This is a genomic window from Actinomadura rupiterrae (assembly GCF_024172125.1).
GTDB classification, from domain to species: Bacteria; Actinomycetota; Actinomycetes; order Streptosporangiales; family Streptosporangiaceae; genus Spirillospora; species Spirillospora rupiterrae.
Genome location: NZ_JAMZEA010000005.1, coordinates 269,679 through 283,726, shown reverse-complemented (window position 1 = coordinate 283,726; position 14,048 = coordinate 269,679). Strand labels below are relative to the sequence as shown.

The window sequence follows — 14,048 nt, the reverse complement described above, 5'->3', positions numbered from 1 at the left end:
GTAAAACGGGCCGGGGGCGTCGCTCGCGCAGCCCAGCCTTCGGCTGCCGGACGCCCCGCTCCACCTTCGCTATCGGACGCTCTCGCCGCTCCAGCCCTCGGCCGCCGGACGCCGTCGCCGCCCCGGCCTTCGGCGTCCGTGCCGCTTGAGCGGTCGGTCGTCGGAGGCCCACGACGCTTCGGCCGTCAGCATTTGGACGTCCGCTCCACTCCGGTCGGCTTCTGGACGTTCGCGTCGTTTGAGCCGTCGATCACCGGAGGCCTGCGCCGCTTCGCCCTTCGGTTACTGGACGCCCGCGCCGCTTCGGCCGTTGGTATCGGGCGTCCGTGCCGCTTGAGCCGTCGGCCGTCGGAGCTCCGCACCGCTTCGATCGTCGGGATCTGGACGCGCGCGCCGTTTCGGTCGGCTTCTGGACGTCCGCGTGGTTTGAGCCGTCGATCATCGGAGGCCTGCGCCGCTTCTGCCTTCGGTTACTGGACGCCGGCGCCGCTTCGGCCGCCGGCATCGGGCGTCTGTGCCGCTTGAGCCGTCGGCCGTCGAGAGGCCGCACCGCTTCGGTCGTCGGCATTTGGACGCGCGCGCTGTTTCGGTCTTCGGTTGTCGGACGTTTGTGCCGTTTCGGTCATCGGTTGTCGAGCTTCGCGCTGCTTCAGCCTTCGACTGCCGGACGTTTCGCTGCTTCAGCCTTCAGCCGTTCTCGCTGCCCCGGCCTTCAGTTGTCGGACCTCCTGCCCGCTCCGACCTTCGACTCTCGGACGTCGTCTGCGGGCTAGCCCGCAGACGACTGGCGAACGACGCGAAGCCCCACTCGCCGCCTGGGTGGCAAAGAGTGAGGGCGGGAGGTTGCGGGCGGACCAGGGCGGCAGACGGGGGATCGAGCGGGGCGGGAGGGGGACGGGTCAGGACGGGTCAGGTGGTGCGGATGGGGTGGCCGGTCCAGGAGGCGGCGGCGGTGGCGACCGTGTGGGCTGTGGTGTCGGTGTGGCGGTCGGCGAAGGAGAGGGGAGTGGCGTAGGCGGACAGGGACCGTTCGGCCGCTCGCGCGTAGGGCCCGGTGAGGGTCGCGATGAGGGTTTCCGGGGCGTCCACGGCCAGGGCCAGCACGTGGGCGCCGCCGCGCCGTTCGTTCAGGGTGATGACGCGGATGCCGGTCACCCTGCTCCAGGGGACGGTCGTGTTCCATCCCGCGATGCGGACGCCCTCTTCTGAGAGAGTCACCATCGGGTTGTGCTTTCGAGCGCGAATGAGCACCCAAGCGAGCAAACCGAACACGATCAGGGAGCCCGCGCCGCAGACGACGACCGGGGTCGTGTTCCGTCCGATCATCGCCATCGCCACGGCGGCCAGGGCGAGCACCAGCGCGATGCCGCCGAAGCGGACGGTCAGGCTGCGCATGTTGATCCGGACTTCCAGCGGCTGACCGGGGACGGAGCCGGTTCGGCCCGGCTCCGGCACGGCGGCGCCAGAGGTGTCGGCCGGGCCGGCGGTGGACGATGTGCGGTTCCAGGCGGACGTGTCGCTTGGAACAGAATCGTTCAGGGTGATGATGCGGTTGAACACGATCACTCGTCCGCGGGCCCAGGCGAGCAGGGCGAGCACGAACGGCAGGCTGACCACGGCGGCGATCACCGCCACGGCCGGGGCGCCGATCGCGCCGAAGGCCTGGAGGAGGCCGAGCCCGGTGCCGAGGACGAGGATGTAGATCAACAGGGCCAGGCGTACCCGGCCCCGCACGCGGCCGAGTTCGAGGCGGGCGTAGTTGACCGCGATCCACTGTGCCTCGGGCTCGACGGTGCGGCCGGTCATCAGCAGCTCGCGGCGGATGAACGGGGCGAGCATGAGCCAGCGGGATCGCACTTCGGAGGCCTGGTCGGACACCTGGATCTCCCTGGACGAGGGCGGAGACCGTCCACGGACGGGCGCGCACCGGGCCCGGGACAGGTCGGCGGGGGAGGCGGCGAAAGCCGGAAACCTGCGGATTACATCACATCCGGCGAAAGGCGGCGAGCAATACATGACGCCCATCACGGGACGTGCCGGGCTCATGTCCCAACGTCGCCGCCGCGCCCGGTAACCTTCGTGCCGTGCCGGACCTGACCATTCCCGAACCCCAGTTCCCCGACGACGACGGGAGCGCCGACCCGCGGCTGCGGGACGCGCTCGCCTCCTACGCGGCGGGTCGGGTCGGCGGGCACGTGGTGCTGGAGGAGCTCGCCGGCAAGCGCCTGATCGTCCCGATCGTGGCCGTCCTGACCGAGGAGGAGGACGTCGCGCCGGGCGAGCCGCGCCGGGAGAAGTCCAGCGACATGGCCCTGCCCACGCTGCTCGGCGAGGACGGGCGGCGCGGCGTCCTCGGGTTCACCTCGATGGAGGCCATGGCGGCGTGGCGGCCGGACGCCCGGCCCGTCGCGGTCACGGCCCGGCAGGCGGCCGCCGCCGCGCTCGACGACAGCGCGCACGCCCTGGTCGTGGACGTCGCGGGCCCCGTCCCGTTCGCGGTGGACGGCCTGCGCCTGCACCTGCTCGCCGAGGGCCGGCCCGTCCCGCCCCCGCACGAGGACCCGGACGTCCTCGCCGCGATCGATGCGGCGTTCGGTTCGGAACCGAGCGTCCAGGGTGTTCGGGTGTTCGAAGGTGAGCATACGGACCTCTCTGTTCGTTTTGCGGTCGCGCCCGGCCACGATGAACGTGTCACGGTCCAGCGCGTGTCCGACCGGCTCGCCGAGGTCCTGCGCGGACGCATCGTCGGCGGCGTCGAGCTGAGCGTTTTCCGCCGCTAGGCTGCGGCCCCATGAGCGCCCCCGTGTGGTCGGTCCGAGCCGACTGGACCGAACCGCTGCGGAACAGGTGGACTCTCCCGGGCTGCGCGGTCCTGGCCCTGGCGCTCGGAGTCCGCGTCGGCTGGGGAGCCTCGCTCCCGGCGTTCGTCTTCCTGGGCGTCCTCTGCGTGCTGCTCGGTGCTGTGGACGTCGCGCTGAAGCGCCTACCCGACCCGCTGACCCTGCCGTCCGTCCCGATCGCGGCCGCGCTGCTGCTGATCGCCGACCCGTCCCGCTGGACGGGGATGCTGGCAGGCGCGGGCCTGCTCTTCCTGGTGTTCGCTGTTCAATGGTTCATCGTTCCGAACGCGATCGGTATCGGCGATGTGAAGCTCACGCTCGTCCTCGGCCTCTACCTGGGTTGGCTCGGCCGCACCGGCTGGGTCACCGGCCTGTTCGGCATGTTCGTACTCGGCGGTTTGTTCGCCTTGGGACTGCTCGTGTCCGGTCGAGCAGGACGCAAGGACCAGGTGCCCTACGGCCCGTTCATGCTGGCCGGAACGCTCCTCGCGGTCCTCCTCCACGCCTGAATATTCGCTGGACGCCCCGGCGGACCGTCGGGCAGTCTGCCGACCGATGGACACCGAGAACTTCATCCGCACAGGGTTCGTTCACCTGCCCGAAGCGTTCCCGCGCGATGTCGCCGACGAAGCCCGCGCGCTGCTCTGGCAGGCGTCCGGCTGCGACCCCGACGACCGGACGACCTGGACGCGCCCGGTCATCCGCCTGGTCGACGGGGGCCAGAAGCCGTTCCGCGAGGCCGCCCAAAGCGCGCGCTTGCACGAGGCCTACGACGCCCTTGTGGGCGAAGGCCGGTGGGTCCCCAGGGAGACGGTCGGCGGCAGCGTCGCCGTCCGATTCCCCGTCCCGGGAGATCCGGGCGACGACGGCTGGCATATCGAGTCCAGCTTCCCCGGCGGCCCGGACCCGAACGACTTCACGAATTACCGCGTGAACCTCACCTCGCGCGGCCGCGCCCTGCTCGTCCTTTTCCTCTTCTCGGACGTGGGCGAAGACGACGCGCCCACCCGAATCCGCGTCGGCTCCCACCTGGACGTCCCGCCTCTCCTCGAACCCGCAGGGGAAGACGGACTCTCCTTCATGCAAATCTCACAAAAGGCCGCTGCCGCGACTGAGTACCGAGAAGTAGCCCTGGCCACAGGCCGCGCAGGCGACGTCTACATATGCCAACCCTTTCTGGTCCACGCAGCCCAGCCGCACCGCGGAACCACAGTGAGGTTCATGGCCCAACCAGGCATCGAACCCGCCGTTCCGCTGACCGTGGACGGCCCGTCTCCGGTAGAACGAGCCATAGCCCGAGGCCTCTCCAACAGGCCCTAGCCCGAGGCCTGTCCAACAGGCCCTAGCCCGAGGCCCGAACCGGCCTCTGACCGACCCCTCGCCAGCCCCCGAACGGCCCTGGCCTGCCCCTGAACGGTGCCCAATGCTCGTTCGCCAGTGGAGTGGTTACCGTTTATCGGGCTCGGGGAGTCGGGATTCCCAGAACGGGTAGGCAGGCGGCGACGCCTTTCAAGGTGATGACATCGCGGCGGGTTCTGCGCCACTGGTCGCGGGTGAGGCGCCAGCGGCGGAGTTCGGCGGGGTCGCCTCGGCGGGTGTCCCAATCCATGCCGTTCGGTTCGTAGCCAAGGGCTTGCGAGACGCGGTTCGAGGCGATGTTGTCGACGAATGCGGCGCTGTCGGCCTGCCGGGCACCGAGTCCTTCGAAGGCCAGATGCAGGATGGCCTGCCGCATCTCTTTGCCGACGCCCTGTCCGCGCGATTCCGCGCTGAGCCAGGAGAACGTGTCGACCGTCCCGAACTTGGAGAAGTTGGTGCCGATCAGGTCCTGAACGCCGACCGGCCGGCCGTACAGGAACACCACGAAGTAGAGGCGCCAGAAGCCTTCGGTAACGCGGCCCCGGCCGGCCCAGATGGCGCGAAGCCAGGCCCATTCGCGTTCCGGGCCGTCCTTGTAGTGGGAGATCGGGTCGTCGAACGGCCACGGCGGTTCCTTGACCACGCCTTCCCGGACCACGGGAACGAGCTGCTCCAGCAGGTCGTCCGTTGCCCCGAGCAGGGACAATCGGGGTGTGTGCACCTCAAGGTTCAGCGGCGGGTAGGCGGAGGCGGTTCTGGCGTTCGGCGGCACGGACGCAACCGTAAGGGGCGACTTCCGAACGCGCACCCGAATACTTCCGCACAAGCGCACAAGGGAACCGAACACTCCCGCACAAACGTGCAAGGGCCGAACACCTTCGCGCAAGCGCGCCAGTGACCGGAACGGCGACCCGGACCGCGTGGACAGAATCGCGCAAGCGTGCACCGGCCGCGCAAGCGTGCACGGGATCGCGCAAGTGTGGACGGGGCCGCGCGAGTGTGCATGGGCGCGCGAGCGTCCACGGCGCACGAGCGTGGACAATCGCGCGAGTGTGCACGGGTGCGCGCGAGTGTGGACGGGCCGCGCGAGTGTGGACGGCTGGCGCGAGTGTGGACGGGGCCGCGCGAGTGTGGACGGCTGGCGCGAGTGTGGACGGGGCCGCGCGAGTGTGGACGGCTGGCGCGAGTGTGGACGGGGCCGCGCGAGCGTGGATGGGATTGCGCTGGCGAGCCGGGGCGGGGTCGGCGAATACGAAGCCCATTGATTTCCGACGCTCGGCGGTCAGGGGACGCGGCGCCGATCAGGGCCGAGGGAAGGCTGCGGCTCGGCCTGAACCAGCTGATCTAGGCGGCAGGACGGGGCTTGGTGGCGCCTCCGCGTGGGCGGCCGAAGGCTCACCGGACGGCGGGAGTCCGGGGTGATCGGCCAGGGCGGCGTCTTACCCGTCCAGATGTGGGGGCTGTTCGTTCGGTAAGTGCGAGATGGTCGGTGTTCAGGGGCTTTCGAGGGTCTTCGGACCGGCAGAATGGGCGCGTTGTCCCGCGATGGGAAGCGGGACGGAGTCCGCATGGAGGAGTGCCGGATGGCGAGCATCACCGAGGTTCTGCGCGACCTGACGCCCGGGGAGCGTCAGGAGCGGATCGTGGATGTCCTGGCAGAGGCGTACCGCGATCTGATGCGCCGCAGCCCCGCGGAGTTCCGGCGCCGGTTCCGCCGCATGGCCGCCGACCCGTTCGCGTTCTACCGGGGCAGCGCGCCGCTGTTCTACGCCGACGTCGTGCGCGACGACGACCCCTGGGCGGACGAGCGGACGTCCCGCGTGTGGATCCAGGGCGACCTGCACGCGCAGAACTTCGGCACCTACATGAGCGCCGACGGCGTGTTCATCTTCGACGTGAACGACTTCGATGAGGCCTACCTCGGACATTTCACCTGGGACGTGAAGCGGTTCGTGGCGAGCCTCGCGCTGCTGGCGTGGGGGAAGGCGATCTCCGACGCGTCCATCCGGCGGCTGATCGAGACGTACGTGCGCGCGTACGTGGACCAGGTCCGGCATTTCGCCGAGTGCGAGGGCGACGAAAAATTCGCGATCACTCTGGACACCGCAGACGGCTACGTCCGCGATGTGCTGATCGACGCGCTCGGCTCCACGCGCGTCGCGCTGCTGGACTCGATGACGCTGGTCGAACGGCACGAGCGGCGGTTCGCGGACGGTCCCGGCGTCCGGCGGCTGGACGACGCCGAGCGCGCGAGCGTCGAGAAGGCGTACGCGAGCTACCTGGACACCATCCCGCACGAGCGCCGTTTCGGCAGCCTCACCTACAGCGTCAAGGACGTCGTCGGATCGTCCGGTTTCGGCATCGGATCGGCCGGCCTCTCGGCCTACACGATCCTGGTCGAGGGCCACACGCAGGCGCTGGAAAATGACGTGATCTTGTCGATGAAGCAGGGGAACATCGCCGCTCCCTCGCGCGTCGTGGACGATCCGCACATCCGCGAGTACTTCGAGCACCACGGACACCGCACGGCGGTCTCGCGCCGCGCCCTCCAGGCCGCCACCGACCCGTGGCTCGGCTACACCGAACTGGACGGCACCGGCTACGTCGTCCAGGAACTGTCCCCGTACGAGGCCGACCTCGACTGGGCCGCGCTCACCGAGCCGGACGAGATGATCCCCGTCCTGGAGCACCTCGGCCGCGCCACCGCGAAGATCCACTGTGTTTCCGACCGCGACTCCGACCACACCCTGGTCGACTTCCAGGTCGAGGAGGCCGTGACGGCGGTGATCGGCCCGGACGAGGACGCCTTCGTCGACGCCTTCCGCTCCCGCCAGGGCCCCTTCGCCATGCTCTGGCAGTCCTGAGCCGTTTCCGGCTCTGCGTCGGCCTCGCCGCGCTTCCCGGGCCCTCGGCCAATGCCGGAGGGCCCGGGCCTCGCGCGATGGACGGTTTGCGATGCTCCGCCGCCATGCTTTCGGACGGCCCGTCGAGGCACCGTCTTGTCGGTTCGCGCTCGCGTCGGCGCAGGATCGGCCGGTTCAGTGCGGAGAGGGCTCGGGCGCTGGCCGACATGCCCGGCGCTCCGCTCGGGACGTCCCAGGTGAGGCAGGCCGAGGCGGTCGGCTGAGGGGCGCAATGGGCCGCAGGGCCGGGGTGGACTGCGGAGGCCGCGGAGGGCTGCCGGGACCGTGGTGGGCTGAGCGGAGCGCCGCGCTGCTCTGCTCTGCTGGCTGGGCGATGGTGCCACTGGACGAGATGGTCGGCGCGTCCGAGGTCGACGGCCCGTGGACGCGGTTGACGCCTCATGACGGCGGCGACCGGACGTTGATCCCGCTGAGACCGGGCAGCCCGGCCCGGTCCAGGCATGTGCTTGACCTGCACAGGGTCCGGTGAAGCGAGGGTCCGCCGTCGCTGAGATCCTTGCGACAAGGTCGTTATAAACGGATTCTCAAACGTGATCAACTCATCGAATCGCCGCGGCATCTCATGGGTCGTGAACATCAACCCTCGAAAGGCGGCGTTCCTTGCCGCCACGATCTGCTTGACGGCCGGTCTTACGGCCTGCGGATCGAAGTCCGATGATGCCGGGAAGTCGTCCGGCGCTCCGTCAAGCTCGACCGGCTCGCCGAACTCGTCTGCGGGTCAGGGTTCGTCCCCGGGAACTCAGCCGAGTGGGACCGGAAAGCCGGCGAGTGGCAGTGGCGGCGGGAAGGGGTCCGTCAAACTTGCCCTGACGGCGGCCGTGCGGCAACAACTCGGCGACGCGTACTTCGCCAGGATGTCCGACAACTATAAAGGTGTGACTCGGGGCCAGGTCGTGGGCCCGGTCCACGTCTTCTACGGCAAGGTCGGCGACAAGTACTACGCGGTGGGCGACGTCAGCCTCAAGGGCAAGCCCATCACGGCGCAGGACGGGCCGCATGTTTGGGAGCGAGGCGCCACCGACTGGGAGTACGAGGGTGACACGGGCGGCGATCTCTGCGGCAAGGTGCCGGAGGCGCTCGTCAAGGCATGGGGAAAGGCGTGCAGCTGATTACCGAATGACATGAACTGAGGCTCGGGCCTGTCGTAAGTCATTTGCGACAGGCCCTTGGGCGCGTTGATCGGGGAGAGCGTCCAGCAAAGGACAGATGTAATGCCAGGATCGCTGGCGCGTGAATTTTGGCCCCGCTCTTCTCAACTCACCGGAATTCCGCGTTGAAGGCGCAGTGGCAGGGCGCGACTCGGTGGCCGGGTCGCCGCATTGTCACCACGCGTTTCGACAAGCGTGAGCTCATTCAGCAGGCGCGCCTGAGCAGGCGGACGGGGTCGGGAGGCGACCTGCGAAGAAGGCCGCCGGGGGCACGCCGAGCATGCTTCGGAACTCGGCGGTCATGTGGGACTGGTCGTAGTAGCCGGTGGCCGCCGCGAGTTCGGCGAGCCGCGTCGGAGTGTCGGCGTCGTGCCCGGAGCGTGCGGAGCGGTCTCCGATTTGCCCGAACTGCGCGGGTGAGGCGGCGTCCTGCGCAAACAGCGAGGGCGTAGCGGTGGCGTGCGCAATCTGCCTGGACGAAGTGGTGGCGTACGCAAGGTGCGCGGGCGAGGCGATGGGTTGCGCAAGTTGCGCGGGCACGCCGGTGCGCTGTGCGGTCCGCTGGGGACTGTTGGCTGCGGACGCTTGATGAACGGTGCTTCCAGCTCCCCCGGCGGCACGCGCGAAGGCAGCGTCCCGCCGGTCGGACGGCGAGTAGAGGACGTCCAGCCGATCGGAAAGGGCGGAGGGGCCGTCCGGTTGATCGGACGGGGTGGAGAGGGCTTCTGTTGCGGAGTGTGGTGTGGGCGAGGCGCCTTCGCGGGCGAAGGGGGTGCTGGCCTGGGGGAACTGAGCGAAGGGATCCGGGACTTCGAGGGATCGGAGGTTGCCGGAATTCAGCGCGGCGCGGAGGCGGGTGATGCGGGTGAACGCCTTGGGTGGGAGGCCGGCGTTCTCGGTGAACAGGCTGCGGAGGCGGCGCTCGCTGACAGCGAGGCGGTGCGCCAGGTCGGGCAGGCGCGACGGGTGCGCGGAAGCCAGTTCGTTCGCCGCCGCGTGGACGAGGTCGTCTTCGGGACGTGGGCCGTCCGCGTGCCGGGACCTGGCGTCCAGAGCGGCCTCCAGGTGCTCGGCGATCAGCGTCGGGTCGCCGTCGAGGCTGCGGAGACGGCGTTCTAGACGCGAGCCCTCCAGGCCCCAGAGGTCGGAAAGCGGGACGACCCTGTCGACCAGGCCGGTGATCGGCACGCCGAGTGCGGCACGGGCCGTCCCCCGACGCAGCCGGGCTCGGATGCAGAGCAGCAGGTCCTTGCCTGTGAAGTAGGCGGCGCGGGTGCGCGGACCGGCGACGAGCAGGTCGGCCGGTCCCGTCGCGGTCCGCCGGAACACCAGGGAGGTGGAGGCGTCCGGCAGGTGCGCGAGTCCGGCCGACGCGGACTCGCTCAGATCCCGCACCGATTCGATCAACACGTCCTCACGCTACCGCCCAGGTCCCGGGGTCGAACGTGCCGGATTTTCCAAGAGGGGACGGTCGCCCGGCCGGGAGGCTGGAGCCATGATTCTTGTTACGGGTGCGACCGGAACCGTCGGTCGCGAGCTGGTCAGGGTGTTGGCGGCGCGCGGGGAGCGGGTTCGTGCGGTGACGCGCGAGCCGGCGAAGGCGTCCTTTCCGGACGGTGTGGAGGTCGTCCGAGCCGATTTCGACGATCCCGCCTCTTTGGAAGACGCCGCGAAGGGGGCTGACGCGGTCTTCATGCTCAGCGCCCCCGGGCCCTGGATCGTCAGGCATGACGAGGTGATCCTGGCGGCGGCGCGGGCCGCGGGCGCGGGCAAGATCGTGAAACTTTCCGCGATCGGCACCGGCGATCACCCAGAGGATCGCGACTGGCACCGTCCAGGGGAGCAGGCGCTGAAGGAAAGCGAACACGCCTGGACGATCCTGCGACCGTCCAGCTTCGCGTCCAACACGTTGCACTGGGCGGACGCGATCCGGACCGGTCAGCCAGTGCCCAATTCCATGGCGGACGGGCGGCAGGGCGTCATCGACCCGGCCGACATCGCCGAGGTCGCCGCACACGCCTTCGTCTCGTCCGATCACGATGGACGGACCTACACGCTCACTGGTTCAGAGGCGATCAGCGTCCTGGAGATGGCGGACGTGCTCGGCGAGATCATCGGACGCCGCGTCGAGACCGTCCCGCTGGCGCTGGAGGACTATCGGGAGCGCCTCACCAGGGCCGGGCTCGACCCCGCGTTCGTCACGACCGCCGTCGAGGGTTCGCGCCTCGTCGCGTCCGGCGGAAACGAGACCGTGACCGACGACGTCGAACGCGTCCTCGGCCGTCCGCCCCACACCTTCGCCGACTGGGCAAGAGCGAACCGCAACGCCTTCGCCAGCTAGAACATCACAACGCAACGCCCCGTCTGCCCCCATGAGCCGCCGCGGCAAGTTCCCCGATCAAGCTGCCCACGTGCCGCGCCTCCGTCCACTAGCCGGACCGCCCCCGATCGACCGCAGCGCGGACCGCCATCGAGCCGTCCTTCCGAGCGCGTTTCGAGAGGTCGGTCGCCGTCGCGTCAAGCGCGGACCGAGAGGTAGATCCCTTGCCCGTGGGCCCAGCGCAAGGCGTCGGCGGGGCGTTGCGTGGGCGCGGTGCGAAGGGCCGCGGGTTGTCGCGTCGAGCGCGCTGGAAGAGGCCGTTGAGTGGTCGCTTGGGGCACGGCGGAAGGTACGGGCGGGCGTTGCGCGGACGCGGCGGAAGGTGCGGGTGGGGCGTTGCGTGGACGCGGGGCAAGGTGGCGGCGGGTTTGTCGCGGGAACGCCAGGCGAGGTCGGCGGGACATCGCGTGGGCGCGTTGCGCGGTGGCGGCGGGATGATGCGTGGGGGCTATGCGCGAGGGTGATGGCTTGTCGCGTGGCGCTGTGCGAGAGGGCGATGGGTCCTTGCGTGAGCGTGGTGCGGAGGGCCGCGGGCTGTCGCGTCGAGCGCGGTGCAAGAGGCCGGTGAGTTGCCGTGTGGGCTCGGGCGGGGCGTTCCGTGGGCGTGGATCTAGGCGGCAGCGCGGGCGTCGCGGGGACCGGGGTGTGGGCTTCGGCGGGGTGTTGTGTTGAGTGCGGTGGGGGCGGCTGTCGCGGTTGCGGGGTGGGAGGTCACATTCGCGGTACTTCGGTGGGGGTGGCGTGGGCTCGGGGGACTGTTCGGGTACCTACTCGCTGCCGGAAAAGTCGCGCTCGTGCGCGGCTTCGCGAGGGTGAAGGGCGGTGGGAGCGCCGGATGAGGCTGATCAGACGGGGGACCCGACGAACACGACGGACGACCGATGCCCAGGCTTCCGGGGCGACGAGCGAGGCCGGGGAGAGCCCATCGGCCGAAGGGGTGCCGGAACCCGCCGGAGATCTGGGCGGTGAGCAGCGTGTCCGGGGTGGTCGAGAAGCGGACGTGGGCGATCCGGACGGGCTAGGCGAGCAGGGCCGGGACGGTCTGGGCGGGTCCAGCCGGGACGGGCTGGACGAGGCGGGCCGGGACGGAGTGGAGGAGGCGGGCCGGGGCGGTCGAGACGCGGGCGTGGGTGATCCGGGCGATCTGGGCGAGCCCGGCCGGGACGGGCTGGACCGGCCCGTCCAGGAGGGGCTGGCCGGGCCGGGCCGGGACGGGGTGGAGGGGGCGGGGCCGGAAGACGGGGCCGAGGCGGGGCGGGGAGAGGAGGAGGGCGAGGCGGTTGGGGGGCCGTTGTTGGGGCCCAAGTTGTCCGAGCCGCATGGGTGGTACGGGCGGGCCGAGGAGATGGCGCGGACGGACATGGTGACCATGACGCGCCGGTTGCCTCGCCTGATCGGGCAGGTCGGGCGGCTGGGGTGGCAGGCGAGCCGGCGGGACCTGGTCGTCACTGTGGTGTTCAACGCGGTGGCCGGGGTGTTCACGGCGTTCGGGCTGCTCGCGACGACGCGGGTGCTGACCGCGCTGTTCGCGGCGGGGCCGACGCCGGACCGGGTGCGGGCGGCGGCGCCGGCGCTCGCGGTGGTCGGGGCGGCGATCACCGTCCGCGCGTCGTGCTCGCTGCTCGCGCAGTGGTCGCAGGCGCGGTTGCGGCCGCAGGTGGAGCGGATCGTGGAGCAGCGACTCTACGAGGCGACGACGGCGATCGAGCTGGCGTGGTTCGACGACGCCGACCATCAGGACGCGCTGCACCGGGCGCGGTTGCGGGGGCTCGACTCGGCCTCGTCCATGGTGGACAACGCCGTGGACCTAGGGACGGCGGTCGTCGGGGTCGCGGCGGCGGCGGGGGCGCTCGGCGTCCTGCATCCGGTGCTGCTGCCGCTGCTCGTGCTGACCGCGCTGCCCGAGGCGTGGGCGGCGGTCCGGTCGGCGCGGCTCGGGTACCTGGCGCAACTGTCGCTGGTCGAGGTGCGCCGCCGGAGCTGGATCATGACGGACCTGATGACCGGGCGGGACCACGCCGCCGAGGTGCGGTCGTTCACGGTCCGGCCGCACCTGCTGCGCCAGTACGGGGCGCTCGCCGACCACGTCCGGCGCGTCCTGGTGGCGGTGGCGCGGCGGCGGACGCTCACGCAGGTGTACGGGGACGTGCTGCGCGGGGTCGCGACGGCCGTCCTCTACACGGTGCTCGGGGTGCTGCTCTGGCAGGGGATGATGCCGCTGGCCGTCGCGGGGACGGCGGTCCTGGCAATCAGGACCGGGCAGCAGTCGCTCCTGAACCTCGTCCACGCGCTGAACCGGACGTACGAGGACGGCCTGTACTTCGCGGACTACCTCGGCTACGTCGAGATGGCTGAGCGTTCGATCACCCGCGAACACGAAGTGCTCGAACGAGCAGAGAACGGTGTTTCGCTGCGCGATTTCCGCCTGATCAGCGTGGAGAACATCACCTTCACCTACCCCGGCGCGGACGAGCCGGCGCTGCGGGACGTGTCGGTCCACCTGCGGCGCGGCGAGGTCGTCGCGCTGGTGGGGGAGAACGGGTCGGGCAAGACGACGCTCGCGAAGATCCTCGCCGGGCTGTACACGCCGGAGGACGGCCGGGTCCGCTGGGACGACGTCGTCGTCACCCGCCTCGACCCGGACGTCCTGCGCCGCGACATCGCGGTCGTCGCCCAGGACCACACGCACTGGCCCATGACCGCCGCCGACAACATCGCGATGGGCGACGACATCAACGTCCCCGCCGCGCGCCGGGCCGTGCAGGACGCCGCGTCCGACTCGGGCGCGGACGAGGTGATCGAGGCCCTCCCGTTCGGCTACGACACGCTGCTCGACAAGCGCTTCGACCAGGGCCAGGAGCTGTCCGGCGGCCAGTGGCAGCGGCTCGCCGCGGCGCGCGGCTTCTACCGGGACGCGCCGCTGCTGATCTGCGACGAGCCGACCGCCGCCCTGGACGCCCGCGCCGAGCACCGGCTGTTCGAGCAGATCCGGGCGCACGCGGCCGGCCAGGGGCGCACCGTCCTGCTGATCACGCACCGTCTCGCCAGCGTCCGGCACGCCGACCGGATCTACGTCCTGGAGAACGGCCGCGTCACCGAGCACGGCGCGCACGCCGACCTCATGGCCCGCAACGGCCTCTACGCCGACCTCTACACCCTCCAGGCCTCCGCCTACGACATCGACGGCACGTTCCTCAACACCCCCACCGCCGAACCCGACCTAGCCGCCGACTGACCCCCACCCACCCAAGCACCGGACCCCGTCCCGCCCAAGCACCGGACCCCGTCCCGCCCAAGCACCGGACCCCGTCCCGCCCAAGCACCGGACCCCGTCCCGCCCAAGCACCGGACCCCATCCGAAGCGCCGGACCCCATCCGAAGCGCCGGACCCCGGCCC

Annotated in this window: 10 protein-coding genes; 7 read left to right on the top strand and 3 right to left on the bottom strand. The window is 70.7% G+C overall.

Annotated features, from left to right (window positions below; all coding sequences use genetic code 11):
- Positions 1-909: 909 nt before the first annotated feature.
- Positions 910-1,878 (bottom strand): STM3941 family protein, encoded by a 969-nt coding sequence (locus FHU30_RS47115; RefSeq protein ID WP_253877199.1) that lies wholly within the window; start codon positions 1,876-1,878, stop codon positions 910-912.
- A 206-nt stretch (positions 1,879-2,084) separates the two neighbouring features.
- On the opposite strand from FHU30_RS47115, the gene FHU30_RS18150 reads away from it, so the two are divergent.
- The 3 genes from FHU30_RS18150 to FHU30_RS18140 are packed head-to-tail and all read left to right on the top strand — an operon-like array spanning position 2,085 to position 4,160.
- Positions 2,085-2,780 (top strand): SseB family protein, encoded by a 696-nt coding sequence (locus FHU30_RS18150; protein ID WP_253877197.1) that lies wholly within the window; start codon positions 2,085-2,087, stop codon positions 2,778-2,780.
- A gap of 11 nt (positions 2,781-2,791) precedes the next feature.
- Entirely contained in the window at positions 2,792-3,349 is a 558-nt protein-coding gene (locus FHU30_RS18145; protein WP_253877195.1) for a prepilin peptidase, read from the top strand.
- A gap of 46 nt (positions 3,350-3,395) precedes the next feature.
- Positions 3,396-4,160, top strand: a complete 765-nt coding sequence (locus FHU30_RS18140; protein ID WP_253877193.1) for a phytanoyl-CoA dioxygenase family protein — start codon at positions 3,396-3,398, stop codon at positions 4,158-4,160.
- 133 nt (positions 4,161-4,293) lie between these two features.
- On the opposite strand, the gene FHU30_RS18135 is transcribed toward FHU30_RS18140, so the two are convergent.
- Positions 4,294-4,971, bottom strand: coding sequence for a GNAT family N-acetyltransferase (locus tag FHU30_RS18135; protein WP_253877191.1), 678 nt, complete (start codon positions 4,969-4,971; stop codon positions 4,294-4,296).
- A gap of 811 nt (positions 4,972-5,782) precedes the next feature.
- On the opposite strand from FHU30_RS18135, the gene FHU30_RS18130 reads away from it, so the two are divergent.
- The gene (locus tag FHU30_RS18130; protein ID WP_253877189.1) at positions 5,783-7,063 is read left to right on the top strand and encodes a DUF2252 domain-containing protein; all 1,281 of its coding nucleotides are present in this window, start codon (positions 5,783-5,785) and stop codon (positions 7,061-7,063) included.
- 935 nt (positions 7,064-7,998) lie between these two features.
- Positions 7,999-8,232: a hypothetical protein gene (locus FHU30_RS18125; RefSeq protein WP_253877187.1), complete on the top strand. Its 234-nt coding sequence runs from the start codon at positions 7,999-8,001 to the stop codon at positions 8,230-8,232.
- Positions 8,233-8,472: 240 nt separating this feature from the next.
- Here FHU30_RS18125 and FHU30_RS18120 read toward each other — a convergent pair whose 3' ends face one another.
- Positions 8,473-9,681, bottom strand: coding sequence for a hypothetical protein (locus tag FHU30_RS18120; RefSeq protein WP_253877186.1), 1,209 nt, complete (start codon positions 9,679-9,681; stop codon positions 8,473-8,475).
- Positions 9,682-9,766: 85 nt separating this feature from the next.
- Here FHU30_RS18120 and FHU30_RS18115 point away from each other — a divergent pair, with 85 nt between their 5' ends.
- Both FHU30_RS18115 and FHU30_RS18110 read left to right on the top strand, forming a co-directional pair.
- Entirely contained in the window at positions 9,767-10,612 is an 846-nt protein-coding gene (locus tag FHU30_RS18115; protein ID WP_253877185.1) for an NAD(P)H-binding protein, read from the top strand.
- A gap of 1,039 nt (positions 10,613-11,651) precedes the next feature.
- The gene (locus FHU30_RS18110; protein ID WP_253877184.1) at positions 11,652-13,886 is read left to right on the top strand and encodes an ABC transporter ATP-binding protein; all 2,235 of its coding nucleotides are present in this window, start codon (positions 11,652-11,654) and stop codon (positions 13,884-13,886) included.
- The last annotated feature ends 162 nt before the right edge of the window (positions 13,887-14,048 follow it).